The organism is Acinetobacter zhairuonensis, assembly GCF_022601715.1.
Lineage (GTDB): Bacteria > Pseudomonadota > Gammaproteobacteria > Pseudomonadales > Moraxellaceae > Acinetobacter.
This window is the reverse complement of sequence record NZ_JAKVIM010000002.1, coordinates 200,728-226,061: the sequence shown is the minus strand read 5'-3', so window position 1 is coordinate 226,061 and position 25,334 is coordinate 200,728. Positions and strand designations below refer to the sequence as shown.

The 25,334-nt window shown below is 38.9% G+C and carries 23 protein-coding genes, 1 tRNA gene and 3 pseudogenes; 11 read left to right on the top strand and 16 right to left on the bottom strand.

The features are described from left to right. Window positions 1-169 precede the first annotated feature (169 nt). The 6 genes from MKI85_RS02805 (at window position 170) to nudC (ending at window position 3,894) form a co-directional block, all read left to right on the top strand. A tRNA-Arg gene (locus MKI85_RS02805) sits at window positions 170-246 on the top strand. Window positions 247-409: 163 nt separating this feature from the next. Further along, window positions 410-868 (top strand): integrase arm-type DNA-binding domain-containing protein, encoded by a 459-nt coding sequence (locus tag MKI85_RS02800; RefSeq protein ID WP_241624765.1) that lies wholly within the window; start codon window positions 410-412, stop codon window positions 866-868. Continuing rightward, window positions 846-1,040, top strand: coding sequence for a hypothetical protein (locus MKI85_RS02795; protein ID WP_241624763.1), 195 nt, complete (start codon window positions 846-848; stop codon window positions 1,038-1,040). The genes MKI85_RS02800 and MKI85_RS02795 overlap by 23 nt, the downstream gene beginning before the upstream one ends. Before the next feature lies 1 nt (window position 1,041). Next, window positions 1,042-1,359: a hypothetical protein gene (locus tag MKI85_RS02790; protein WP_241624761.1), complete on the top strand. Its 318-nt coding sequence runs from the start codon at window positions 1,042-1,044 to the stop codon at window positions 1,357-1,359. Window positions 1,360-1,437: 78 nt separating this feature from the next. After that, complete coding sequence (locus MKI85_RS02785; RefSeq protein ID WP_241624758.1) at window positions 1,438-2,370, top strand: IS5 family transposase; 933 nt, start codon at window positions 1,438-1,440, stop codon at window positions 2,368-2,370. Window positions 2,371-3,120: 750 nt separating this feature from the next. Then, entirely contained in the window at window positions 3,121-3,894 is a 774-nt protein-coding gene (nudC, locus tag MKI85_RS02780; protein WP_241624756.1) for an NAD(+) diphosphatase, read from the top strand. Between the two features lie 494 nt (window positions 3,895-4,388). Here nudC and MKI85_RS02775 read toward each other — a convergent pair whose 3' ends face one another. Then, on the bottom strand, window positions 4,389-5,270 hold the full coding sequence (locus MKI85_RS02775) for a LysR family transcriptional regulator (protein ID WP_241624754.1): 882 nt from the start codon (window positions 5,268-5,270) through the stop codon (window positions 4,389-4,391). A 102-nt stretch (window positions 5,271-5,372) separates the two neighbouring features. On the opposite strand from MKI85_RS02775, the gene trpB reads away from it, so the two are divergent. Beyond that, window positions 5,373-6,584, top strand: coding sequence for a tryptophan synthase subunit beta (trpB, locus tag MKI85_RS02770; RefSeq protein ID WP_241624752.1), 1,212 nt, complete (start codon window positions 5,373-5,375; stop codon window positions 6,582-6,584). After that, window positions 6,581-7,366 carry a tryptophan synthase subunit alpha gene (gene trpA, locus MKI85_RS02765; protein ID WP_241624750.1) on the top strand — a complete coding sequence of 262 codons (786 nt, stop codon included), beginning with the start codon at window positions 6,581-6,583 and terminating at the stop codon, window positions 7,364-7,366. The genes trpB and trpA overlap by 4 nt, the downstream gene beginning before the upstream one ends. Before the next feature lie 119 nt (window positions 7,367-7,485). On the opposite strand, the gene ribA is transcribed toward trpA, so the two are convergent. From ribA to MKI85_RS02750, 3 genes and pseudogenes are all read right to left on the bottom strand, one after another. Beyond that, entirely contained in the window at window positions 7,486-8,088 is a 603-nt protein-coding gene (ribA, locus tag MKI85_RS02760; RefSeq protein ID WP_241624748.1) for a GTP cyclohydrolase II, read from the bottom strand. A 194-nt stretch (window positions 8,089-8,282) separates the two neighbouring features. Next, window positions 8,283-8,483: pseudogene (locus MKI85_RS02755) on the bottom strand (IS5/IS1182 family transposase); the annotation flags it as partial. 109 nt (window positions 8,484-8,592) lie between these two features. Continuing rightward, a pseudogene (locus MKI85_RS02750) lies at window positions 8,593-8,822 on the bottom strand (Fic family protein); the annotation flags it as partial. A 141-nt stretch (window positions 8,823-8,963) separates the two neighbouring features. Here MKI85_RS02750 and MKI85_RS02745 point away from each other — a divergent pair. Continuing rightward, window positions 8,964-9,983 (top strand): permease, encoded by a 1,020-nt coding sequence (locus MKI85_RS02745; RefSeq protein WP_241624746.1) that lies wholly within the window; start codon window positions 8,964-8,966, stop codon window positions 9,981-9,983. Between the two features lie 19 nt (window positions 9,984-10,002). Next, window positions 10,003-10,242: a thioredoxin family protein gene (locus MKI85_RS02740; RefSeq protein ID WP_241624744.1), complete on the top strand. Its 240-nt coding sequence runs from the start codon at window positions 10,003-10,005 to the stop codon at window positions 10,240-10,242. A gap of 381 nt (window positions 10,243-10,623) precedes the next feature. Here the strand turns inward: MKI85_RS02740 and MKI85_RS02735 are convergent. The 12 genes and pseudogenes from MKI85_RS02735 to MKI85_RS02680 form a co-directional block, all read right to left on the bottom strand. Beyond that, a pseudogene (locus tag MKI85_RS02735) lies at window positions 10,624-11,415 on the bottom strand (cation transporter); the annotation flags it as partial. A 441-nt stretch (window positions 11,416-11,856) separates the two neighbouring features. Then, entirely contained in the window at window positions 11,857-13,485 is a 1,629-nt protein-coding gene (locus MKI85_RS02730) for an ABC transporter permease (RefSeq protein ID WP_241624743.1), read from the bottom strand. Window positions 13,486-13,567: 82 nt separating this feature from the next. Next, entirely contained in the window at window positions 13,568-14,584 is a 1,017-nt protein-coding gene (locus MKI85_RS02725) for a Fe(3+) ABC transporter substrate-binding protein (RefSeq protein WP_241624741.1), read from the bottom strand. A gap of 21 nt (window positions 14,585-14,605) precedes the next feature. Next, complete coding sequence (locus MKI85_RS02720; protein ID WP_241624739.1) at window positions 14,606-15,730, bottom strand: ABC transporter ATP-binding protein; 1,125 nt, start codon at window positions 15,728-15,730, stop codon at window positions 14,606-14,608. A gap of 804 nt (window positions 15,731-16,534) precedes the next feature. After that, a complete protein-coding gene (locus MKI85_RS02715; RefSeq protein WP_241624737.1) occupies window positions 16,535-17,416 on the bottom strand; it encodes a SphA family protein in 882 nt (293 codons plus the stop codon). Between the two features lie 130 nt (window positions 17,417-17,546). Continuing rightward, a complete protein-coding gene (catA, locus tag MKI85_RS02710) occupies window positions 17,547-18,467 on the bottom strand; it encodes a catechol 1,2-dioxygenase (RefSeq protein WP_241624735.1) in 921 nt (306 codons plus the stop codon). 115 nt (window positions 18,468-18,582) lie between these two features. Then, on the bottom strand, window positions 18,583-19,644 hold the full coding sequence (locus MKI85_RS02705; RefSeq protein ID WP_241624734.1) for an NADH:ubiquinone reductase (Na(+)-transporting) subunit F: 1,062 nt from the start codon (window positions 19,642-19,644) through the stop codon (window positions 18,583-18,585). 12 nt (window positions 19,645-19,656) lie between these two features. Continuing rightward, window positions 19,657-20,019, bottom strand: a complete 363-nt coding sequence (locus MKI85_RS02700; RefSeq protein ID WP_241624732.1) for a phenol hydroxylase subunit P4 — start codon at window positions 20,017-20,019, stop codon at window positions 19,657-19,659. Window positions 20,020-20,086: 67 nt separating this feature from the next. After that, window positions 20,087-21,613, bottom strand: a complete 1,527-nt coding sequence (locus tag MKI85_RS02695) for an aromatic/alkene/methane monooxygenase hydroxylase/oxygenase subunit alpha (RefSeq protein WP_241624730.1) — start codon at window positions 21,611-21,613, stop codon at window positions 20,087-20,089. Between the two features lie 50 nt (window positions 21,614-21,663). Further along, window positions 21,664-21,933 (bottom strand): MmoB/DmpM family protein, encoded by a 270-nt coding sequence (locus tag MKI85_RS02690; protein WP_241624728.1) that lies wholly within the window; start codon window positions 21,931-21,933, stop codon window positions 21,664-21,666. A 12-nt stretch (window positions 21,934-21,945) separates the two neighbouring features. Then, window positions 21,946-22,947 carry an aromatic/alkene monooxygenase hydroxylase subunit beta gene (locus MKI85_RS02685; RefSeq protein WP_241624727.1) on the bottom strand — a complete coding sequence of 334 codons (1,002 nt, stop codon included), beginning with the start codon at window positions 22,945-22,947 and terminating at the stop codon, window positions 21,946-21,948. Window positions 22,948-22,989: 42 nt separating this feature from the next. After that, window positions 22,990-23,256 carry a phenol hydroxylase subunit gene (locus MKI85_RS02680; RefSeq protein WP_241624726.1) on the bottom strand — a complete coding sequence of 89 codons (267 nt, stop codon included), beginning with the start codon at window positions 23,254-23,256 and terminating at the stop codon, window positions 22,990-22,992. Window positions 23,257-23,642: 386 nt separating this feature from the next. On the opposite strand from MKI85_RS02680, the gene mobR reads away from it, so the two are divergent. Beyond that, window positions 23,643-25,319, top strand: coding sequence for a phenol degradation transcriptional regulator MobR (gene mobR, locus MKI85_RS02675; RefSeq protein WP_241624724.1), 1,677 nt, complete (start codon window positions 23,643-23,645; stop codon window positions 25,317-25,319). Window positions 25,320-25,334 lie beyond the last annotated feature (15 nt).

The following is a 25,334-nucleotide window of genomic DNA, read 5'->3' as shown; positions in this document are numbered from 1 at the left end:
CAGCATAAAGAGTGAGGCTATTGTGAGCGATCTTGCTCAATAAACCAAGTAAATAACAGGGAATACTGTGTTGCATACTTAGAACATTGATTAAAGTCTAAGCATAAAAATGAATGATTTCTAAAGAGTTGCTTTCACTTCGTTATTTTTTTGCTATGATGTGCCTCGCGCGCTCATAGCTCAGTTGGATAGAGTACAAGTTTCCGAAGCTTGGGGTCGTGGGTTCGATTCCCGCTGAGCGCACCAATTTCCTATTTTACCCCATCCGATGAAATCTTAAAACCATTAAAAATAAGCAACTTACATGATTGGGTTGTTTGACGCTGTCCGACGGCGTTTTAGGATACCGTAAAGTTTTACGGTATTTTTTACGGTATATCCCGTTTTGCAAAAAATATACCGTAAAAAGATGCCTAAATTAGTGATTAGTCTAACCGACTCAAAAATTAAATCTGCAATATCAATGCAAAAGAAATCATTTGAAAAAAATGTGAAGCTTTCAGATGGTGGTGGTCTTTATCTGTTATTAGATAAGAAAGGTGGGGCATATTGGCGTTTTGATTATATTCGCCCAATTTCTAAGAAAAGAGCCACTATTGCTATTGCTATTTATCCGAGTTGTACATTATCCAATGCTCGTGCAAAACGAAGTGAGTTTAGAGAGTTACTTGCTCAAAATATTGATCCATCAATTCAGAAGCAGCGTGAAGACGAATTAAAGAAAATTCAAAAAAATACATTTAAATTAATAGCAGATGAATATCGAAAGACAGAAGAGCTCGAGCCAAGTACTCAGCGAAGGAATCAATTTGTTTGGGATAAGTTGTATGCGGCAATAGGAGGATATGCAAGATCGTATTACTGCTGATCGTCTATTTAGTGAAGAGACGAATATGACTTGGGAACAGTTGGTTAATAAAACTTCAACCAAATTAAGTCAGCAAGGTATTACTCCATCATCTGATAAAATTTATCAAGAAATTATTAAAAGTTCACAAAGATCTAGATCAAGTGTTAATAAAGCATTGGGAGTAAAATAGTATGGATAGTAAGGTTATATCAAAACAGTTGTCAAAATCAGGGATTGTTGAATATCATGTTTTAGGGCTTGATGATAAAGATTTTTTTGATACTTTATTAAGTTTTATTAAACAAGAGTTTGGTGCTATTTTGCTGAACCTTGATGAGGGAATATATACCAAAAAAGCTTATTTAAATATTAATAATATAAGTTTAATTTTAGAACATCATGATGATATAGGAAATTGTTTTTATTCAACTGATTTAAAATCTAAAGAAATTCTTGAAAAGATTGTAATTGAGTTGGAGTCGAGGTTACATGATTACCCATATGAATAATAGGTGTATGGATTACTAATAAAGGGCTTTGTTGCACAAACCTATCTCTAAAGGCTTATTCCACAATATAATTTTCAAATGAATAAGCCCACACCTAAAATTTATCGTACTCTCAATTGGTCTACATACAACCGAGCACTCATTAATCGTGGAAATATTGCCATTTGGTTTGATCAAAAAACTCAATGGTATGCACAACCAAAAAGTAAACAAGGTCGAAATCAAACTTACTCTGACACAGCGATTCAATGCTGTCTTATGATTAAATCTCTATTTAGATTGTCTTTGCGAATGGTCACTGGCTTTGTTCAAAGTCTCGTTAAACTGTGTGGTCTAGATTGGACAGCTCCAGATTACTCGACCATTTGCAGAAGACAAAAGCATATTGATATCGCAATTAGCTATCAAAAAATTAGTGGTGGACTCCATCTACTTGTCGACTCTACCGGCTTAAAGTTTCTAGGTGAAGGTGAATGGAAACGAAAGAAACATCAGCCTGAATATCGCCGCCAATGGCGTAAATTGCATATTGGTATAGATGCTGAAACGCTACAAATACGAGCTGTTCAACTTACTACAAACAACGTCAGTGATTCACAGGTACTTGCTGATTTACTTGATCAGATTCCACACGATGAGCAGATCGACTCCGTATATACAGATGGAGCTTATGATACCAAGCAGTGCCGTCAGGTCATTGCAGATCGACAAGCACAAGCAGTGATTCCACCTAGGAAAAATGCAAAGCCATGGAAAGATAAAAAGACGAGCTCGCTAGAGCGAAATGAACTACTTCGAACAGTTAAACATTTAGGCAGAACCATTTGGAAAAAATGGTCAGGCTATCATCGACGAAGTTTAGTTGAAACTAAGATGCACTGTATCAAATTATTGGGAGATAAACTTAGTGCGAGAAACTTTCAAAGCCAAGTCAATGAGATTCATGCACGAGTGGCAGTATTAAATAGATTTACCGATTTAGGCAGACCTCACACCCGAGTTGTCACTTAAATTTGAGTAGATATAGGAAATCCTAGTTTTTAAATTTTTGTGCAACAAAGCCAAAAAATATGAAGCTTTCAGATGGTGATCGCTTGTTCTTTTAATAGATAAAAAGGGTGGGGCATATTAGCGTTTTGATTATATTCGCCCAATTTTGAAGAAAAGAGCCACTATTGCTATTTATCCGAGTTGTACATTATCCAATGCTCGTGCAAAACGAAGTGAGTTTTGAGAGTTGCTTGCTCAAAATATTGATCTTTTAATTTAGAAGCAACGCGAAGATGAATTAAAGAAAATTCAAAAAAATACATTTAAATTAATAGCAGATGAATATCGAAAGACAGAAGAACTCAAGCCAAGTACTCAGCGAAGGAATCAATTTGTTTGGGATAAGTTGTATGCGGCAATAGGTGGATATACCCAGAATTTAAAGATCAAGCGGTTAAATACTGATTACCGAACGTTGATATTCTGTAACTGATGTGGCTGTCGTTTAGGTATATCTTAGCTCACCATTTGTAAAGGTAGAGAAATAGCAATTAGAGCATTTAAAACTGGTTAGGATACTTGGAAAGTAAGACTATTAGATTCATAGATGCTGTGAAAATTTTGTGATTTTAATCAAAAAGATACAAATTATTATGATTGTAATTCTGACGTTTAGTGCCTAGTATTCTTCTTGAAGTTACTCCATGTAAGCTTCCTTGGTTCCATCCCATACACTTTTCAGTATGGGATTTTTTTTAATCTGAGGGTCGTATGAGCATACATTCAAAAGCATATATTTTTAGAGAGCAGAAATTACTGGTAGATGAATATTTTCAATTACCGCAGGTAGAACGTCTTCAGCATGATCTGAATCTGTTAGAAAATGGCAAGATCATTGCGCGGGATTTAAAACAGGATGAGCCTGTGCCAGAAGGTTATCAGTTGATTCCGATCCGACAACTGGTACAAGTGTGGAACCAAATTGAATTTGCAGAAGCTAGCCGTGCAGTACAGTTATTAGAATGGCATCGTAATCATCGTTTTTGCAGTAAATGTGGTCATGCAACTTTTCAACACCCTAGTCAGTATGTCATGTGCTGTCCATCTTGTGGTTACAACCAATATCCGCGTGTTAATCCTTGTGTGATTACCATCATTACACGGGGTGAAAATGAAATTCTATTAGCGAAAAATGCGCGGAATAAATCTCAGATGTACAGTTTGATTGCAGGTTTTGTTGAAGTAGGGGAAACCTTGGAAGAAGCTGTACGTCGTGAAACTTTGGAAGAAGTTGGACTTCAGATTAGAAATATACAATATCTTGCAAGTCAGCCATGGCCATTTCCAAGCAATTTGATGATGGCATTCAAAGCAGAATATCATGCAGGGGAGATCCAGATTCAGAAAGATGAACTCAGTGATGCTCAATTTTTCAAGTTTGATCAATTACCTGAGATTCCATTTAAAGGCAGTATTGCGTATGCCATGATTAATCATGTGATAAATGGCACACCTGTGGCAGATGATACTAAAGAATGGCTTTGAAGGAAAAATTGGCAGAATACCTTTTCTGAAGTATCAATCATTGAATTTCGTCATCTTATTTTCACGCTTAGTTCACATGTAATTTGTTTATCATAATCACAGCATCAAGATGAGTGAATTGAAGTTCGGCGTTTTTCTAAAGCTTGAAAATATATGTTGTTTACAAAAGAAAATGACGAGGTGCTATGACTCGACCTCTCGGTCGAGAGTCTAAAACTGAACGATAGGCGTATTTTCAAATTACGAGGCATTATGCGTGTAATGACACAAAATTAATCAAAGTATTGTATCTATTTGCTACCCTTTTGCCGAACTGAACATTCTCTCTACAGTTCGGTTTTTTTTTAATTAACATTAAAGTCATACTTAACAAGTTGCTCTTTAAGTTCACAATTTATCCTCATACTTTAGAATCGGCTAAAGTGAATAAAATATGAGGATATAAGCGAAAGACCATGTATTGCATAGAATTTTGGTAATCAAAGATTAAATTTTTAACTTTTTTCTTCAGCCATTAACCAATTAATGATATTCATGACATCACGATTTTCATTGTTTTTTCTGACCATTGCATAAAAATTATAGTCACAATAGATAAAACCAAAAGGGGCAATGACCCTTCCATTTAATATTTCTTTTTCTACTAGAATTTGAGGTGCTATGGCAATTCCTAAGCCTGAAACAGCCGCCTCTATCATTAAATTGAGACTATCAAAATAACGATCATTCGCTTTTGGGGAAAAGTTAATCTTAGACTGATCAAACCAAGTATGCCATGCACTTTTATTTGAGTGGGTATGAAGTAATGGATAATTTAAAAGATCATTTTCTGTATCAAGCGGATTTATTTCACGATTACAAATAGGCCCCATGTTATCGGGAAATAAAAGATATTTATTCAAAAAGTCAGGAAGTATATTGTTTTCACTGATGCTATTGATAAATATGTCAACTTTCTCTTTTTCTAACAATTTTAAGTCATTACATGTCATTAATTTGATATGGATATTGGGATAGATTATTTCGATTTTTTCTAATCGGGGAATCAGCCAATTTGCCATAAAACTATGAGAAGCGCCTATGACAACTTCTACCTCTGACGTTTTATTGGTTAGCTCAAAGATGCATTGTTCTAAACGATTAAAAAGATGCGTACAAACTAGAGATAATTCTTCTGCGTCCGTGGTCAGAGAGATGGTAGCGGAATGTCGAATAAACAATTTTTTATCCAACCATTCTTCTAACTGCTTTATTTGGTGGCTAATCGCACTATGGGTGACACACAACTCTTCAGCAGCTAAGCTGAAACTTTTATTTCTAGCGACTGCCTCGAATGCTTTTAAAGCATTAAGGGGAGGTAATGTTCTGCGTTTCATGTTGTAAAATTTTCTAACACCATAAGCCCAAAATATATCAATTATCAGAAAAATGAAAATATTTTAAGATCAAACAAGTTTTGATACTGAAAGAGATATGAGATGACAACCCCTTATACAGGTAATGGTCCTGATGACTTGGGATTTTTTGGTAAATTTGGTGGATGTTACATGCCAGAGAGCTTAATGCCAGCACTTCAAGAATTAGAGCAAGCCTTTAATACTGTTCGGCAAAAACCTGAATTTTGGGCTGAATATCAGCATATTTTAACTGACTTTGTTGGTCGTCCTAGTCCTCTTTTTTATGCAAAAAACCTAACAGCTTATGCAGGCGGTGCTCGAATATATCTTAAGCGAGAAGATTTGAACCATACGGGTGCACATAAGATCAATAATTGTGTTGGGCAAATCTTATTGGCCAAATTTATGGGGAAAACCAGAATCATTGCAGAAACTGGTGCTGGACAACATGGTGTTGCAACAGCCACTGTTTGCGCACTGTTTAAGATGGAATGTACCATTTTTATGGGAGCAACAGATATTCAGCGCCAACAAATGAATGTTGAGCGCATGAAATTACTCGGGGCTGAAGTCAGAAGTGTTCAAAAAGGTCGTGGTACTTTAAAAGATGCGATGAATGAAGCCTTACGTGACTGGATTAGTCATGTTGATACAACCTATTACCTGTTGGGTACTGGCGCAGGTCCTCATCCATATCCTACGATGGTGAGAGAATTTCAGAAAATTATTGGTCTAGAAGCCAGAAACCAAATACTCCTCAAAGAAAATAAACTGCCTGATGCCTTAGTTGCTTGTGTCGGTGGAGGATCAAATGCATTAGGGTTGATGCATCCTTTTCTAGAAGACCCGAATGTCAAAATGTTTGGTGTTGAGGCGGGAGGAAAAGGAACACATCAAGGTGAACATGCTGCCTCTATTTGCAAAGGTCAAGTTGGTGTGCTGCATGGCAATTTAACCTATTTATTACAAGATTCAGATGGGCAGATTTTAGAGGGGCACTCTATATCAGCTGGCTTAGATTATCCTGGTGTTGGACCTGAACATGGCATTCTGTTTGAAACTGGGCGTGTGACATATACGGCGATCACCGATCAAGAAGCGGTAAAAGCGTTTCAGCTTTTAAGTCAACAGGAGGGCATTATTCCTGCGCTTGAGAGTTCACATGCGATTGCGTATGCGATTCAACTGGCTCAAGAAATGCAGCCAGAACAGATCATTATTGTCAATTTAAGTGGCAGAGGTGACAAAGACTTAAACACAGTCAAAAAATATCTTGCAGGAGCTACAGTATGAACCGTCTAGATCAAAAATTAGAGCAATTGAAATTGGAAAATCGAAGTGGTTTGGTCTGTTATTTTACTGCTGGGGATCCTAATTTCGCTGAAAGTTGTCGTTTGTTAAGCCAATTGGGTCAAGCTGGGGCTGACATTATTGAAGTTGGCATTCCATTTTCTGATCCAGTGGCAGATGGAGAGATCATTCAGGCAGCGCATCTTAGGGCATTAAGTACAGGTCAAACGGTTAAACAGACGATTGAATTGGTAAAAGCAATCAGGCTACATGATGAAAAAACACCAATAATTTTCATGACTTATTTAAATCCGATGATGCAATATGGTTTCGATACACTTGTCGCCGAAACAGAAAATCTTATAGACGGAGTGTTGATTTTAGATGCTCCATATGGATATCGGGAAAAATTTGAAACGCAATTAAATGAAAAAAATATGCATTTAATAGCAATGACAGCACCAACCACTCCAGTTGAAAGGTTAGAGCAAATCTCAGCGCGCGCGACAGGTTTTTTATATCATGTTGCAGAAAATGGTTTAACAGGAGGAGACTTAAATCTACCTAATCTTGAGAAAAAGATTGCTGAAATTAAGCCTATTTTTAATATTCCTGTTGCAATTGGTTTTGGGGTCAAAAATGAAAGCCATGTTAAAGCATTAGCCAATAAAGTAGATCTTATTGTTATCGGTTCAGCACTCGTCGATACTTTTTTTAATAAGGGGATGAACGCGACTTTAGAAAAAGTCACAGTTTTTTCACAGATACTTAGAGAAAATAAATAATATCTTGTTTCTTTAATCAGTATCTTCAAGTTAATTTAATAACAACCATATGCTATAAAACCTTCTCCCGTAAGGGAGATGGTTTTATATGTGGATTTGTTACTGAAAGTGATCGCTTTTTAAAAATCACTATTATCATATAGATGTGACATACGTTTTTGCTTTGTTTCTAGATAATTTTTATTGAAAATATTTAAACCAACTTTTAAAGGAATGCGTTCAATAACATTAATTCCTAAATCCGTTAAAGATTTAATTTTAAGCGGGTTGTTCGTAATGAGTTTTACATTTTTTATTTTTAAATAATCTAACATAACGGAACACATATCATATTTACGAGCATCTGCCGGTAAATTTAATAATAAATTTGCATCAAGAGTATCATGACCTTGGTCTTGAAGTGCGTAGGCACGAATTTTATTGGTTAGTCCTATGCCACGACCTTCTTGGCGTAGATATAAAATGACACCTTGGCCTGCATCATTGATCATTTTCATGGTTGAGTGTAATTGTGGACCACAATCACATTTCAGTGAAGCAAAAGCGTCACCTGTTAAGCATTCTGAATGAATTCTAACAAGTACAGGTTGATCAGAAATAGTATGCATGCTTTTTACAAGAGCAATATGTTCTTCACCCGTACTTTTATCCTGAAATGCTATAATTTCAAAATCACCAAAAGCGGTAGGTAACTTTGATTTGGAAACAAATTCTATAGCCACGGAAGAACCCACCTATATGTTGGTATTGGATAAAATATGTTTAAGCAACTTTTAAAGTGCTGACTTTGACTTTTAATTAAAGAATATGTCTTGGATAGTGAATTTTATGTGAAATCTTTTTTAAGAATAAACATATTTTTCGGCTTTGTTGCATAAAGATTTATAAATTGAAGATATCTTGGGGTTATACAAATTTAGCTTACAGTTCGGGTATGAGGTCGACCTAATTCTGTAAATTTATTTAAGACAGTCACACGTACATGAATTTCATTAACCTGACTTGAAAAATGCTTTGCTGATAATTTAGCCTAATAATTTAATACAATGCATCTTGGTTTCTACCAAATTCGTCGATGATAATCCGACCACTTTTTCCAGATTGTTCTTCCCATACGGTTGGCCGGTTTTAGTTTTGACGCTAGATTTTTGCAACAAAGCCATTTTACATTAAATTATAGAATTAATATTTGCTATCAAGGTATCCATAAATTCTGTGGATACTTTTTAATTTCTCGAAACCATTTGATACGATTTAAATTTATTCAGTACAGCATTAGCAATCAATGAGATGAATGAGTTGGTTTTGCTCTTAGCCATATATTGGTCTAAAGCATCATAGTACGCTAAAAGATTTTCAACTCTAATGGCAAACGATGGATGTGCAGTTTTATTAATTCTAAATTCATCAATAGCTGTGATGTACGACCATTTCCATCAATAAATGGGTGTATGTGAAAAATTCGCATATGCTTTTCTAAGTATAAAAAGCGTATAAAGAAGAATGCAGAATGTACTATTCACAGAACCACATTTGTGCTGAAGAATTGTGTTTATTTACCCAAGCATTGTTATTTGGTCAAAATCAGGAGACTTAAATGGACAGCATAATCGCAATCTTTGCTTGGTTAAACGATGTCCTTCTCAAAATGACCTGGCTCTCAGAAGGTGTGCGTTGGTTTGTCGAAAATATAATGGGTTTATCGGTCACAACTCGGCTGGGTGGCAGTATTCACTTTTTTATCTATGACGTGTTCAAGATTTTTATTCTGTTATCTGTCTTAATCTATTCACTGTCTTATATTCAAAGTTATTTTCCGCCTGAACGTACCCGACAGATTTTAGGACGAATGAGCGGGATCAAAGCCAACATTATGGGAGCTCTGCTCGGTACCATTACTCCATTTTGTTCCTGTTCCTCCATTCCGCTGTTTATTGGTTTTACCCGTGCCGGGCTTCCAGTGGGCGTGACTTTTTCATTTTTGATTTCATCTCCTCTGGTCGATCTTGCCTCTATTATTTTATTGGCCAGTATCTTCAACTGGAAAATTGCCATGGTTTATGTGTTGCTTGGGTTGGTGCTGGCAGTACTAGGAGGATCATTCATCAGCTATTTAAAAATGGAAAAGTATGTGGCTGAGTTTGTAACGCATAATGGCGCTATTCAAGGAGAAGAAGATTTTAGTATGACCGTGAAAGAGCGACGCGAGTTCGCTTGGGAACAGGTGGTCGAAATTTTTAACAAGGTCTGGCTGTATGTCTTGATTGGTGTGGGAATAGGTGCCGCTATTCACAACTGGATTCCTGAACAATGGATTGCGGCCTTACTTGGTCAGGAACATTGGTATTCTGTATTAATTGCCACGATTGCGGGTATACCGATGTATGCGGATATTTTTGGTACCTTGCCGATTGCGGAAGCTTTGGTGGCGAAGGGTGTGGGCTTAGGTACAGTATTGGCCTTTATGATGGCCGTAACCGCTCTTTCATTGCCATCATTGATTTTGCTAAAACAAGTAGTAAAAACCCGCTTATTGAGCCTGTTCATTGGGATTATTTTTGTGGGAATCTTGATTATTGGTTATAGCCTTAACACTTTCGGTTACTGGTTTTTATAAAACGTTGGGAGAATAAAATATGCAAATTAAAGTTGTCGGTACAGGCTGTCGAAAATGTAAAGCACTCTTAGCAGCGACAGAGGAAGCAGTTAAAAGCACCGGTGTGCAAGCTGAAATTGAATATGTTACAGATATGATGAAAATCGCAGAAACAGGCCTATTGAGTACCCCTGGTTTGATTATTGACAATAAAATCGTATCGAGCGGTAAAGTACTTGAAGCTCAGGCTGTAGCAGGACTGATTGAAAAGAATAAATAACTTTAAAACTATACTTTTTAAAAGGAAAACCAGTGGCTTAAACCACTGGTTTATTAATAATGAGGAACAAGCCATACGCTTTACTGTTTTGCAATTCACACTGGTAATTTGACCAGTTTTAATGCCTTTTCGTCCATGTGATCCCATCACATTCAGAGCAACTCCTTCTTTTTTTTGCTGTTTTTATATCAGTTTGAGCTGAAATTTCAGCTTTAATCAGTTAAGTTTCAACTTCACTTGCCCCTGAGTCGACGGATAATGTCTCTGCTTCAACTTAGGGTATTGTTGTATTACGACAGGCTGAATTAAACCTTCTAACTGTGAGGTTGATCACTTGAAGCCCATTTTTTGATTTCTTGTTGAGCTATTTTCATTGTTGATTTATTTCAATGCCAAAATTTTTCGAGCACCATTGAGCACAAATAGAGATACCAGTGTGCCAATGATTAAGTCTGGGTAAGCAGAACCAGTCAAAGCCACAAGTACACCAGCGAATATAACGCTTATATTTACCACAACGTCATTTGCCGAAAAAATCCAACTAGCTTTCATATGTGCACCTTCTTCTTTGTGGCCAGAAATAAGATATAGGCATGTTACGTTGGCTATGAGTGCAAGAAAGCCAATAATCATCATTAGAATTGATTCTGGCTCACTTCCGAACATGAAACGTCTGATTACATCGACAATCACAATAATAGCGAGTATTAACTGAATCCAACCTGCAAAATGAGCTGCCTTTACTTGATACTTCGCAGCTTTTCCGACGGCATATAGAGAAATACCATAAACAGCTGCATCAGCGAACATATCTAGAGAATCAGCAACCAATCCTGTAGAAGCTGCAATAATACCGCTAATGAATTCTATAAAGAACAATAGAGCATTAATCCCTAATAGCAGTTTAAGTACTTTGGTTTGCTTCATAGGGTCAGGTATATAGGGGATATCTTCTGAAGTCAGTTGTGTTTCAGCGAGTTTCGCACCCAAACCAAGCCTTTCAAGTTTGGTTGTAATTTGCTCAACCCCATTATTATGGAAGACTTTAAGTTTCCGATTAGAAAGATCAAAACTGAGGCCTTTTACTGTTTCAATATCTGCAAGAGCCATACGAACCATCTGTTCTTCAGCAGCACAATCCATTTTGGGAATTATGTATTCACTTGTGTATTTAGAATTTTTTGAAGTATTCTCTTGTTGAAACTTTTTATCTTCGCATGGGGGTTCTTTGCTACATTCACAGTCACTCATAATAATACCCATTAAAAATTTATAAACTTCAAATATTAGAATCCCTATAGTTACTATAGAGTCCAGAGTTTTGAAAATATAAAATCAATGCATTTAAACCTTGGTGAACTTTCTAAAAAATTCTTATGCCTTTTCTAAGCCCTAAGTTTCAAAAATACCTACAAAAATTCAGTGGGTCAAAATTGAGTCAATGAAATATATTTTTTCTTATAAATTTTATAAAAACAGTTGCTTGGGTTGTGAGTTCAATTGACGCCATTATGAACCACATACCATACTTAATATGACCGAATATCACGTTATATAATGCAAAAAGGCTTAAATCTAAAGGGTTTAAGCCTCTTTTGGGTCTATATATTTATTTTATCGACTATTTTTACTCATCCGAGCAAGTAAAATCACTGGGATGAGTCCAACCAATACTATTAATAAAGCGGCTATCGCCCCATCTTCATAGGTACCTCGTGATGCTTCTGCATAGAGCTGTGTGGCAAGCGTTTCCATATTTAACGGTCTTAGCAGTAGGGTGGCCGGCAGTTCTTTCATACAGTCGACAAAAATCAATAATGCAGCCGAAATGATCGCAGGGCGTAAAAGTGGGAAATGTACTCGCCATAAAATCCCCAGTCGGTTCTGTCCTAGGTTGCGTGCAGCATCATCCAGAACAGCATGAATTCGGTTATAGCCAGATTCTATGCCACCAATTGAAATCGCTAAAAAACGAACCGTATAAGCATAGATTAAAGTGAAACTGGTACCTAAAAACAGTAATCCCGTAGAAATGCCTAGTTGGAATTCAAGAAAATCTGCTACAGCATGATCAATCACACCCAGTGAAAGCATTAGGCCAATCGCGAGTACCGTACCTGGAACGGCATAGCCTAAACTTGAAATTCTGCTAAACCAAGTATTTCCACTAAATCGAGCTGCACTGACAATGAAGAAACCGATCAGAATGGTTATAAAGGTTGCAATGCTGGCTAAGATGAGGGTATTGAGGGAGGATTGTAATAAATAGTCGGATAAACCGGCATATTGAATACGTTTATAAGACTCAACCAGCAAATGGATGAATGGAATTAGGAATCCGATACAGACAGGGATGAGACCAAGTCCGAGCAAAGTGAGCGCTTTACTTCCTGTCACAGGCTGAGCAGGCATGAGTCTACTGCGTTGAGCAGAGTTCATGTAACGTTGTTTACGACGGCCCAATCTTTCGAAGATCACCAAAAAGGTAATAATCATCAGCATAAAAATGGCAATTTGTGCGGCACTGGCCAGATCGGATTGGTTAATCCAGGTTGAATAAATGGATAAGGTCAGCGTTTTAATGCCCAGAAACTCGGTTGCCCCAATGTCATTAATAGTTTCCATTAATACCAGACTGGTGCCTACCGCAATTGCTGGTCGAGCGAGTGGTATTGCCACTCTTAAAAAGATCTGATTAGGTTTCAGTCCCAAGCTGCGCGCGACTTCAATCAGACTAGCGGACTGCATTAAAAACATCGCACGGGTGCTTAAATAGATATAAGGATAAAGCACGAAACTTAATAGAAAGATTCCGCCCCATACCGAACGGATATTCAGAAACCAGAGCTGTTGCATGTCCCATCCCATCCCGTCTCGTAACAGACTTTGAACCGGACCAATAGGATGCAGAATATCAATATAACTATAAGCAATAATATAAGTGGGTACAGCAAGAGGTAAGAGCAGTGCCCAGTCCAGAAAAGCACGACCACGAAACTGATAGGCTGTGACGATCCAGGCACTGCCTGTACCAATCAGGATGGTTAAAACACCGACCCCGAGAAGAAGGATGGAGGTTTCGACCAGTGTCGGGGGAATGACATACTGAATCAGATGATTCCAAATCTCACTATTACCTTGCAGTGCGGTCCAAACTAAAGCAAGGACAGGTAAACAGGCGAGAAGCGTCAATAGTCCACTGAGTGAAAATAAAGCACTAAATGCAAATTTCTTGTTTGGCATTGAAGGTGTAGGTCTAGTGAGAGATGGAAATAGATCTAATCTTACAGGAAGCGTCAATTACTTCCTGTAAGACAAGCGAGACTTAATGGTTGAACTGTACTTTATCAACCAATCGATTAGCGGCTTTGCGGTGTTTGGCAATGTCACTTAAGCGAATGGTATCCACTTTGAGTTTGCCAAAGCTTGCAATAATAGGATCAATTTTAACCCCAGGTTTCACTGGATATTCAAAGTCGCTTTTCGCATACATGGCTTGAGCCTGATCTGATGCTAAGAACTCTAGCAGTTGGACCGCTTCTTTACGGTTAGGTGCATATTTTGATACAACAGCACCTGAAACATTGACGTGTGTGCCGCCATTGTTAAATTGAGGTAGAACCACATTAATGGCGTTCCCCCAACGTTGTTGCTCAGCATCACCTGTGCGCATGGTACCGACATAGTAGGTGTTTGCTACACCAATATCACAAATCTTACCCAGAATATCCCGTGCCACATCGCGATCACCACCGCTCGCAGGACGTGCTAAATTGGCTTTAACACCACGCAACCATTTTTCAGTTTCTTTCTCGCCATGATGAGCAATATGGGCTGCAATTAAGCCTGTGTTGTATGGATGACTCCCCGAACGGATACAGATTTTGCCTTTCCATTTCGGATTTGCCAGATCTTCATAGGAAATCGCATTCAGCGGAACACGATCTTTGGACACATAAACTGCACGTGCACGCATGGATAAGGCATACCAGTGTCCATTTGCAGCTCGTAAGTTTGCTGGAATTGAACGGTTTAGAACATTTGAATCGACGCGTTGCGTCAAACCACTTTCGACTAGATCGACCAAGTTTCCAAAGTCAACCGTGAGCATTACATCGGCAGGGGAACGTCGGCCTTCAACTTTTACTCGTTCCAGCAAACCATCTTTAATAAAGACCGTATTGACTTTCACCCCTGTTTTTTGACTAAACTCTTTTAAAATAGGTTGTATTAAAGCAGGTTCTCGCGTGGTATACAGGTTGACTTCAGCTGCATGTACCCAGCTTCCACTGAAGGCTACCAGACCAGTTAAAAGAAGATGAATTTTTGATAGTGGCTTCATTTCTTATTTCCTTAACAGAGTTTAATTCTGAACGTCTTGTTCAAATTGAGATGTATTGAGTACGCCAGAATGCTCATCGGGCGCAAAGAAAAAACAGGCGGCTAAATCTACGGACACATGGACGATTTCATGATTAGAAAATTGCTGTAGGTGATCTACTTGCGCCAATACCGTAATTGACTCAGAAACAAGTTGGAGTTGTAATTGATAGGCATGTCCCATAAAGCTTGAGGACATGACTTTGGCTGCAACCATGCCCGCAGCAGGCGCTCGACTCACCTGAACCTGATGTGGGCGGAAATAACAGGAAATAGACTGTTCAGCATCGCTCAGGTTTTCAGGTACTGAAATGTGACCAAAAATGGTTCTGATTTGATTCCCTAATCGTTGAGCTGGTATTTCATTCAAAGCTGAAAAATAGCGTGCTGCAAACAGGGTCGAGGGTTGAAAATATAGCTGTTTAGGGGTGCCAATCTGAATAATTTGTCCTTGATGCATTAAGATAATCTGATCAGCAATTTGTAATGCCTCTTCAGGATCATGCGTGACAATCACGGCAGTAGACTCTGTCTTTTTCAACAGATCGATTGTACTTTTACGGATCTGGTCACGTAAGCGATGGTCCAGATTAGAAAAAGGTTCATCCATCAGCAGTACGTGCGGCTTAGGGGCTAAGGCACGTGCCAAGGCAACACGCTGTTGTTCTCCACCCGATAAGGTATATGGATAACTTAGGATATGATGATGCATAGATACAAGTTTTAAGGCTTGTTCTACAATTTCTTGTCGTTGATTTTTATTGAATTTTTTTAAGCCAAACATCACATTTTCTAGCACGTTCAGGTGCGGAAACAATGCATAGTCCTGAAAAACTAGACCAATATTACGCACTTCAGCAGGGAGATGCTGTTCCTCATTGAATAGAATGTTTTGTTCAAGTTGAATTGAGCCACTCGTTGGTGTTTCCAAACCTGCAATCAAACGTAGCATAGTGGTTTTACCACAACCTGAATGACCCAGTAAGCAAGTGATTTGACCATTGCTCGCCGACCATGTCGCTTCATTGACAGCAAAACGTGAATCGAATTTTTTGCTTAGTTTATCGATGATTAAGACTTTGGCTGAATGTTTTGCATCGGCATTCATATCGAGTTCACATGGCTATTGATCGCGTCAAATAATAACTGATAATCTTTCTTGTGTTGAGTCTTTTTATCATTTATATGTCGAATTAGGTGTTTGATTTGTGTGCAAGAGGGGTGTGCACATCATAATGTTTTGTTGTATGGACTGCCACCACTCTCCTAGACAAATATGGTCTATTGGGTAACTAAGCTCGTCTCACAATTAAAGGAGCAAACAAAAATCCATAAATATGATTTGGGTGGGTTCCAAAAAGTTTGATGATATTGAGAGAGCTTTTGAATTTGAGTAGGAGCAAAGAGTGCATTTACTCGGTAGAATTCACGACCTAGAGAAAGAACAAAGACAAAAGTATGATTAAGCAATTTAACTATTCGTAAAGAGCTGACAATGTCAAAGTTAATATATTTACTTTCATTAATTCGGCGGTAAGTATAGAAAAACATGAATATTAATAGCAACTATTCTTATTGCTACACTAGCTATTGCTGCAAATGAATATTCTGTACAGTGCTTAATTGATTATCAACGGTAAGGTATTTGATGCAATGATGTACTGCTTTGATCTGGAGTTAGGTGATAGAGTGGTATTGAAAAGGATGTCTATGAATCACACGAATTAGTCTTTTAAAAACACATCAGTAGATCTATTAGGAGTAGAAGATAAAGACAGCATAAGAGATCCTGATAGCAGGAGCACAGGCTTAATGGACTCTAGTCTTTTAAAAATTGGGGCAAATCATCCATAATGCGAGTAAACCCATTATGGATTCTTGGCTCATGATTCTACTTATAAAGCATGAATATTTAGAATGCCCAAACGAGTTTTAACCAACTGGTATGTCCTTCGGGGCGATTCTCAACATTTGTTTCTTTGAGAAACTTTGCTTCAAGTGACCAATTCTGGTCTGCATATTGAATCGCAGGACCTATTGCGAAAGCTTGTCCTTTAAAGTCAATATCTTCTCCATTGATGTTATCTTCCTTGGTTTGTTTAAAGTAGTATCCTTCAACTGCAACTTTGACTTTAGGTTGTATGCGGTAACCTAAACTGTAGTCACCTGCAAAATATTCTCCAGACTTATAATCTGTCGCATCATTTCGATTATTCCAGCTATAGGAAATTTTCGTGGAAAGATCTAGTCCATTTGGGTTGATATAGCTATAGGCAAAAATAGGTCTGATCGTGTCGTAATTTTTGCCGATGTTTGCTCTAACTGGATTTGTTTGACTCGGTGCTTTGTAGTCACCAGTGCCTAAAACAGTTTCTAGTGCCGCCAGCCAATGGTGGTTTTGATGATGCCAACCGAGCATTGTGCCAAGATAAAGGTCTCCTAATCCCTGATTTGAGTCATGTAGCCCATTAATATTGACCTTTAGATCGACCAAGGGTTGGGCTGCATACATACCCCATTGTCCATGAGCAATTTGGTAATTGGTCATCCATACAAGGCGGGGAACAAGTGCATTGGCATCTACATGGAATTGTGATGGACCATCTATAAATTCATTGGCATGGTAATTTTGATAATAACCAAGGAAATATAGCCCAGCAGGTGGCAAAGCACCTGCCATGATCCCTTCCGCACCTAAAGAAAATGAGTCGGAACCATTTTCCGTTGCTGATGCTGTAGACACGTGAAAGCTGGTCAGTAAACCGCAGAGAAGAGCAGCGATTTTGTTATTCATAGAACTTCCTATTCTGTATTTTTATGAACGCGAATTCGTTGAAATATTTCAGGCTAAAGGCATGAACTTGTCATGATTTGCTTTGCACCTATTTCAACGAAAAGGTGCAAAATTGTGAACTTAGAGTGACTTAAGCCTTAGCTCGACGACGATCTACTTTAGTAGAAGGTGCAGAACCCGCATCTTTCACCAGTTCGATATTGAATGTGATGTATTTAAATGGTTTGTCTAAACCACGACGTTGAATTTCAGCTTCATCAGATACATCAACCGCAGTTGCCACTAAGCCATCACGTGTAGCGAAAGCGAAGTCATCCCACAAATATTGATCACCTTCAATGTTGAATTGCGTGGTCAATTTACGGAAGCTGGGTGCAGAAACGAAATAATGAACATGAGAAGGACGGTTACCATGACGACCTAATTTGTTCAGTACAAATTGAGTCGTGCCATCTGGTGGGCAGCCATAACCAACAGGCATGGTTGTCAGTGCAACATATTTACCATCAGCACCAGTCATGATTGTGCGGCGTAAATTAAAATCCGATTGAGACTTATCAAAGAAAGAATAGTGACCTAAACTATTGGCATGCCAAACTTCAACTTTGGCACCTTCAATCACATTGCCATTTGTATCCGTCACTGTACCTTCAATAATTAAAGTATCGATCTTGTCTGATTCTGAACCATCATCCATACGTGCAAATCCGATGGATTCAGGTGCGCCTGCGACATAGAGTGGACCTTCAATTGTACGTGGGGTACCCCCTGTAATACCTGCCTGAGCATCTGCTTCATCTGCACGTAAATCTAAATAGTGTTCAAGCCCTAAGCCTGCGGCGAGTAAGCCCAATTCATTGGCTTGACCTGCATCCGTGAAATATTCAAGACCTTTCCAGACCTCAGAAGGTTGAATATCTAGGTCTTCAATCGCTTGAAATAAATCCCCCAATAAACGAACAATAATGGTTTGAACACGCTGATCGACTTCGCCTGTCGCCGTATCAACATTCATTTGTTTGACTAATCTGTCTATTTCCTGACGGTTCATGGTGATCTTCCTTTGATATAAATTGAGATCCGAATGATCTGGAACGGACATGAAACAGATCATTCGAAAATGGGCAGAATCATGTAAATGACTCTAGATGCTTGAATGTTAGAATTTAAATATGTCTGAACAGTGCGGAACGAGAGGGTGAAGAAGCCCCATCGGCAGCACTTAAGAAACGTTCAGTGTGAATGTCTTTTTCAAACAAGCGGCTTTGCATCAGCGTTGAAATGGCAGCATCAATCATCGGTGGTGGGCCGCATAAATAAGCCTTATGTCCGCTGCATTTATTTTCAAAATAATCTGCAACCGCTTCGTGAACAAAGCCTGTGAATCCAGTCCAGTTATCTTCTGCACGAGGTGCATTTAAGGCAGGGATGTATCGGAAATTGGGATAGTCTTTGACTAATTTTTCAAATATCTCGCGGTTGTATAACTCCGCGACATCTCGTGCACCTTGGAACAGATAAATTGTTCGCGTATCGTTGTGCTCGAGTAAATCTAAGATCATGGATTGAGGGCTAGATAGACCAGATCCACCTGCAATGAAAATGACATCTTTCTCATCAGATTTACGTACAAAGAATTGTCCGTATGGTCCTGAAATATGCAGATCATCGCCAATATTTAAGTTTTCATGTACATAAGTCGTTGCAGCACCGCCTTGTACTTGGCGAATATGCAGTTCAATAATGCCAGACTCACTGGGTGAGTTCGCAATTGAAAATGCACGAGTCCCTTCGATATCTGGAAATTGGATATTGATATATTGACCTGCTTGGAAATCCATTGGGCGGTCAATCTGCAAACGGACCCCTTTAATGGTTGGAGAAAGGTCTGTAATTTCTAAAACTTTGGCTTGGTAATCTTGAACAAGATAGCCCAAGAAATCCTCATCTTCATCGACATCTGCTTCAATGACCATGTCGGATTCAGGTTTGCAACAGCAGGCCAAGACCTTATTTTCTTCACGCTCAATATCCATGAGTGCAAAGGGTGAAGCCTCTCCCACATCATAAAAACCGTCTGTGACTTTGACTTTACAGGTGCCACAGGTTCCGTGACCACAGGCAAAAGGGAGCCAAACCCCTTGGCGTAAAGCAGCATCCAGAATGGTTTGATCTTCTTCAACCTCAATACTGGTTCCTAGCGGTTCAATCGTAACTTGATAGCTCATTTTATTTCTCCCTTATACATGACTGCCTTGATAACCCTTTAAATTTGGCGTTACAAAGCGCAGTAGCGATTTATGGTCGAAATTCAACTCAGATAAGGTTTTAGAAAATTCCGCCTCGAGCGGTTGGCGATTCAAGGTGAACTGTACTTTAGACCAGTCAATTTGATTAAAATCTGGATGTTGGTGGAAACCTGCTTGAATTTGTTGATCAATTAAATCTTGTAAGGTCTGTTGGGGAGAAACCAAGAAGGCATGTGCCGAGCAAAAAAGCGTATGATGATCCCAGCCGATAAAAAGCAGCATGTTATCGCCATAGTTGCGTTGCAGGTCACGAGGTTCGAATTGATAGTTTTCTTGAATAGCTTGTACTGACATGAGAATACTCCTAAATTCCTTGAGTGAAGATCATTCCGTTTAGCGGAAGATCTTCTTTCCAATGGTGTTAAGCCACACCTTTCCATTTTTTCCAGCGAAGCTGATCGGGCGATCCTTCGATATCCAAGTTGTCTGCACCCACATTCAGTTGGTAATAGTCACGTAAAATGCTTTCTAAATCAGGACCGCCACAATTGCCTTGTAGAATTTGGTTTACAGGCAGCCATGCTTGAATATATTTCTCTGGCTCACGCTCAAAAATGTCATGACAACCATCTGAACAGGTGTGATAACGTTCACCTTGATAAATTGAATCACGATAACTAAACATGGTTTGATCGCCATCCATTTCGGTAAAGGTCATTGGGATTTGGCAGACTTGGCAAAGTTGCGGTAAACCATCGCTATAGAAACGTTTGCCTTCTGCTTCCATTTTGCGAGCGAGTTCCCAACGTGGACGGTAGTATTTATCAAAGGTGTCTGGGTATTTTGCAGAGAGCCAATCCATTTCTTCATCTGTTGGAATCCATGTATGGAAACCTGCGGCATGACCGAAGTTGTAGAAAATCCACCATGCCTGATGTGAGACGTGTTCTTTCTCTTTCTCAATGACTTCTGAATATTTCGGCATACGGATACCGTAACGGCTGAGGTCATTAAACAAAGCGCCGCCAGCCTCTTCAAAATAGGTTTCCCAGGCTTCTTTCCACGACATCACTTTATTAGGCAGCATATAGTCCATCATCATGCCGACGATTGAGAGTAGACGAGTCCCGCGCCAGAACCATTTATCAATCCATTCTTGAACAATAGGCACGTTGTCTTCATGTTGTTCCAACAAGAATTTCACGATTTCTAAACCAAGTGTCATATGGCGTGCTTCATCCGATTGCGCACTAAAGCCAAATGTTACTGTCGCCATATCACCGTTATAAGCAGCTCCTGACATGAAAGGTACAAACAGTAAGTTGGTCAGTACGTATTCAAAGGCAAAACTAATAGCAAGTAAAAACTCAAATGGACCAGCAGAGCGAGCATCTTCAAAGAATGATTTTGGGACTGATAAATACCAAACGCGGTCATGCATGTGTGCCCAATCTTGGAAGCCATCAAAGAATTTGTTGTAGTGGCTCATGGCATGAATTTGGGTTTGTACATGGCGTAGCTCATCAATGGATTGCATTTGAGAAGCAATACGAGCCCCGATTCCGCCAAACTGACGACCGACGTGGGCGTAACCTTGGTAGGCTTGATATTCCAATGGGGTTACGGCGGTTAGAAATAATTTGAGTGCATTGACATAACGCTCATTGGTTACATTCATTTGCCCATTGTTTTGAGCAAATGCATCAAAAATGGCATAGAGTTTTTTCTCTTTCTCGGCTTGATATTTCCAGTAAGCATCCATGGTTAAGCGGAAAGGATCTTCCCATTTGGACCAGTCGGTAATTTTAATGCCTTCAAATTCTTCATATGGGAATGCTTCTTTACGATCTGCATAACTGAAGTCCCAATCTAGGTCTCGTGTAAGCATACGGTAGCGATCTTTGGCATTCAGTTTTTTTGTTGCTGTTTTAGCTTGGCTATTATTCATGTTGATCATCCTGTTCAATATTTATGATTCAGTTATTGATAACTGACGTTTTAATTCCATTTCAAAGTGAACGTGTCATCGTCTTCATCGACATTGCCACCAAGCGTGATCATGTTGAGCTGTAGTTCTTGAATGTCCCAATCCTGTCCAAGCTTTTCAGCAACGGTTTCTGCACGAATGATCAATTCAGAAGTGCTTTCTACACGGATCATGGCGGGCAAGTATTGAATGGTTGCCTCAGGGTTATCTTGTTCAATCGCTTCAATGATGTAGCGTGAGGTGTCGTTGTCTTGTAGTGCCAAATAAACTTTAGATGTCATGATTGCAATTCCTTATGCAGCATTTTCAATTTGAGTGAAGCCCGCTTTTTTACTGCGTTCAGTAATCACGACCAGACCTTGTTCGATATTTGAATCATTAAATGCAAGTGTTGCCCATGAACTGAAGGCGTGTTGAACTTGTGGAAGTAATTCAGAAGTCCAAGATTGGATAAGTGATTTGTTGTGTTCTGACTCTACGATAGCTACTTTGAGAACAGGGTCTGACCACTTACGTAAGTCTGTTAGACAGTCCTGCATAAATTCTGTGAGCATGGCGACATCACGTGCACCACTGTTCACTAGGAGTTGGTCAAATTTCCCATAGACCAGTGATTGCATCAGGCTATCAATCAGTAGATTTTGCAGAACATAAAGTTTGAACCAGTCCTGTTCAGTCAGGCTTTCTTCGCAAAGTTTTCGTAAGGGCTGCCAAGCAGCATGATTCATCCAGACATCTTTTGCTTGTTGTAACGACTCTCCTGTATTGCCATCAATTAACAAGCCGATGCGTGAGAGATATTGCGCCATGCCTAAGCGATCCATGGCTGCATAAATACAGGCTTGGGTAATGACGGTGCCATAGCCGTAGGCACTTCCCGACATCATGTGCAGATTGGCCGTTTGTTCGACATAACGGAAAGGCAGCAAGCACGAAATTATTTTTTGTTTGACTTCATCACTGATATTTTCAACCAAATTACGCTTCTCAAAAAATGCGTAGTTACTTTCTGCTGTGTCTTGTAAGCGTGCACGATGCTGAACATAAGCACCATAGTAAAATTGGCGTGGGTCTTTAAACACATACCAATCTTGCATTTGTAATGCAGTGTAAGTTTTATCGTTTAAGGTTTTATCAGGCTTCCATAATGGACGGTAATGAAAGTTGGTGGATGCTTGAATATCAAAACTAACCTCTTGATAACGCGTGGCTGGCTTAGTGCCAAAACGTCGTTCGATGTAGGCATAGGTTTGGCGAATTGGCTCAAGGTTTGAGGTTTTAATTTCTAAAGTCATCACTAGCTCCTTATGAATAAAAGTTTGATCGTCTTGATCGCATTATTGCTGTGAGGGATTGAGCAGGGTGGGTTCAATGCCGTAACGCCATTTATCTTCCTGCGCATCATTCCAAGCTTGTTGCTCATTCGTCATTTCAACGACCTGATTAATTTCGCAAAAATGTTGAAAAGCCTCTTTGGGCAAGACCAGTTCGACAAATAGGGTTGGATCATGAATGGCGAAATCAAATTCGATAAATTTGGCATCACGTTCACCCGTAATACGAATGTATTTCGTAAGCGGGTTCGGCTGCGGTTTTTGGCTCATATGGAACGTCCTTTTGTACCTACACCGAAATCATTTCAGTGCTGTAATTTTTTACTTGTTATGCGGTATATATCAAAAGGTGTGCCAATTATTTTAAATTTAATAAAATCAATATCTTGATTTAAAATTAAGAGAATAATGAATGAAGAAAATTCATCAAATCCTGAAACGAGACAAGGCTATTTTCATCAAATCATGAAATGCTGAAGTTGGATGTAGAGCAATCATTTTTGAAAACGACTAAAGCTATTTTTATGAGTTGACTCAATTTAATATGTCGATACCTTTTGGGTATAACTTTATATAAATAAGAAACTAAAACTTTTCACTCTAGTTTGGGTAAGATAATGGCACTGACATATAGAGCCACGGACGGATATTGACTTATGTCTCAAATAAAAGATGCAAAGTTTTATACTCGGATTTTAGAAAAGAATAATGATATTCAGGACTTACTGGATAAAATTCAATTTGATGTCCAGCACGGTAAAATTTGGTTCGAAGAAAACAGAATGCTGTTGATGCATACCAGCATCATGGGGTATTTACGTAAAGACTTATATGACATGCTCGGTTGGGAACGGACGAAACGCTTTTTTATTCGTTGTGGTTATCAAGCTGGAGTCAGAGATGCCAAGGTAACTTCCAAATTACGTCCGAATTTAAATGAAGCTGAAGCCTTTATGGCAGGTCCACAAATGCACGGCATACGTGGCATGGTTCAAGTTGAAGTCAATCAATTGCTGTTAAGTCATGATGAGCACAAATTTTATGCAGATTTTAATTGGCATAATTCATTTGAAGCTGAAGTTCATGTTAACGAATTTGGTACGTCGGATGAACCCGCGTGTTGGATGCTGTTGGGATATGCATGTGGTTATAGTAGTTTTGTCATGGGGCAAACCATTATTTATCAAGAAACGCATTGTATTGCTCAGGGTGACCCATGCTGCCGTATTGTTGGTAAGCCGCTTGAAGAATGGGAAAATGCGGATGAGCTGATTCAGTTCATGTCTCCAGATCCAGTCTCTGATGAGCTGATCGCATTACAATCAGAATTAAATGAATTAAAGAAGAATATCTATACGGATATTGAAGCAGACTACACCATGTTTAATTCAATTGGTGAGTCCAATGCATATCGAAAGGTGTGTGAACTTTTAAAAAAAGCTGCTGGAAGTAAAGTAGCGGTCTTGCTTCAGGGAGAAACTGGGGTTGGTAAAGAGGCTTTTGCCAGAGGGATACATGAGGCGAGTTTACGTAAGGAACAGCCATTTGTAGCAGTGAACTGTGCTTGTATTCCACCAGATCTCATTGAATCTGAGCTTTTTGGAGTCGAAAAAGGGGCATTCACTGGAGCCACACAAACTCGGATCGGTAAATTTGAGCGTGCGCATCGAGGCACTATTTTCTTGGATGAAGTGATTGAGTTGTCGCCAAGGGCGCAGGCCGCATTATTGCGGATGCTACAAGAAGGTGAATTCGAACGGGTGGGAGATAACCAAACTCGAAAAGTCGATGTACGAATCGTCACGGCATGTAATGAAGATCTAGAGCAGGCGGTAAAAGATGGTCGTTTTCGAGCTGATTTATATTATCGTTTGAATATTTTCCCTGTAAAAATTCCTCCTTTACGCAAGCGCCGCGAAGATATTCCATTATTAATTCAACATTTTTTATCTTGTTTTGAAACCATGTATGATAAAAAACTTAAAGGACTGAGTGATAAGGCAAAAAACTTTGTCATGACCTATGAGTGGCCCGGCAATATCCGTGAACTCGAAAACCTATTAGAACGAGCAACCTTACTGACGGATCATCAACAGGAAATTAAGTTAGAAAGCTTATTTCCTCAGCACCTAGATTTGGAAAAAAAAGATGACTCATTTAAGTCTAATATTGATGATTTATTAACGGAAAATTTCTCTCTGGAACAATTTGAAAAGGACATTATTTGTGGTGCTATGAATAAATGCAGTCATAATGTGTCCGAAGCTGCTCGTATGTTAGGGATTAGTCGAGCGACTTTAGATTATCGTTTGAAGAAAATAGAACTTCCTTAAGTTAGGTTCTTGCAC

Coding starts and splice junctions, on each gene's coding strand:
- MKI85_RS02800 (WP_241624765.1), top strand. CDS start 410: ATGCCTAAATTAGTGATTAGTCTAACCGACTCAAAAATTAAATCTGCA.
- MKI85_RS02795 (WP_241624763.1), top strand. CDS start 846: ATGCAAGATCGTATTACTGCTGATCGTCTATTTAGTGAAGAGACGAAT.
- MKI85_RS02790 (WP_241624761.1), top strand. CDS start 1,042: ATGGATAGTAAGGTTATATCAAAACAGTTGTCAAAATCAGGGATTGTT.
- MKI85_RS02785 (WP_241624758.1), top strand. CDS start 1,438: ATGAATAAGCCCACACCTAAAATTTATCGTACTCTCAATTGGTCTACA.
- nudC (WP_241624756.1), top strand. CDS start 3,121: ATGAGCATACATTCAAAAGCATATATTTTTAGAGAGCAGAAATTACTG.
- MKI85_RS02775 (WP_241624754.1), bottom strand. CDS start 5,270: ATGAAACGCAGAACATTACCTCCCCTTAATGCTTTAAAAGCATTCGAG.
- trpB (WP_241624752.1), top strand. CDS start 5,373: ATGACAACCCCTTATACAGGTAATGGTCCTGATGACTTGGGATTTTTT.
- trpA (WP_241624750.1), top strand. CDS start 6,581: ATGAACCGTCTAGATCAAAAATTAGAGCAATTGAAATTGGAAAATCGA.
- MKI85_RS02745 (WP_241624746.1), top strand. CDS start 8,964: ATGGACAGCATAATCGCAATCTTTGCTTGGTTAAACGATGTCCTTCTC.
- MKI85_RS02740 (WP_241624744.1), top strand. CDS start 10,003: ATGCAAATTAAAGTTGTCGGTACAGGCTGTCGAAAATGTAAAGCACTC.
- MKI85_RS02730 (WP_241624743.1), bottom strand. CDS start 13,485: ATGCCAAACAAGAAATTTGCATTTAGTGCTTTATTTTCACTCAGTGGA.
- MKI85_RS02725 (WP_241624741.1), bottom strand. CDS start 14,584: ATGAAGCCACTATCAAAAATTCATCTTCTTTTAACTGGTCTGGTAGCC.
- MKI85_RS02720 (WP_241624739.1), bottom strand. CDS start 15,730: ATGAATGCCGATGCAAAACATTCAGCCAAAGTCTTAATCATCGATAAA.
- MKI85_RS02715 (WP_241624737.1), bottom strand. CDS start 17,416: ATGAATAACAAAATCGCTGCTCTTCTCTGCGGTTTACTGACCAGCTTT.
- catA (WP_241624735.1), bottom strand. CDS start 18,467: ATGAACCGTCAGGAAATAGACAGATTAGTCAAACAAATGAATGTTGAT.
- MKI85_RS02705 (WP_241624734.1), bottom strand. CDS start 19,644: ATGAGCTATCAAGTTACGATTGAACCGCTAGGAACCAGTATTGAGGTT.
- MKI85_RS02700 (WP_241624732.1), bottom strand. CDS start 20,019: ATGTCAGTACAAGCTATTCAAGAAAACTATCAATTCGAACCTCGTGAC.
- MKI85_RS02695 (WP_241624730.1), bottom strand. CDS start 21,613: ATGAATAATAGCCAAGCTAAAACAGCAACAAAAAAACTGAATGCCAAA.
- MKI85_RS02690 (WP_241624728.1), bottom strand. CDS start 21,933: ATGACATCTAAAGTTTATTTGGCACTACAAGACAACGACACCTCACGC.
- MKI85_RS02685 (WP_241624727.1), bottom strand. CDS start 22,947: ATGACTTTAGAAATTAAAACCTCAAACCTTGAGCCAATTCGCCAAACC.
- MKI85_RS02680 (WP_241624726.1), bottom strand. CDS start 23,256: ATGAGCCAAAAACCGCAGCCGAACCCGCTTACGAAATACATTCGTATT.
- mobR (WP_241624724.1), top strand. CDS start 23,643: ATGTCTCAAATAAAAGATGCAAAGTTTTATACTCGGATTTTAGAAAAG.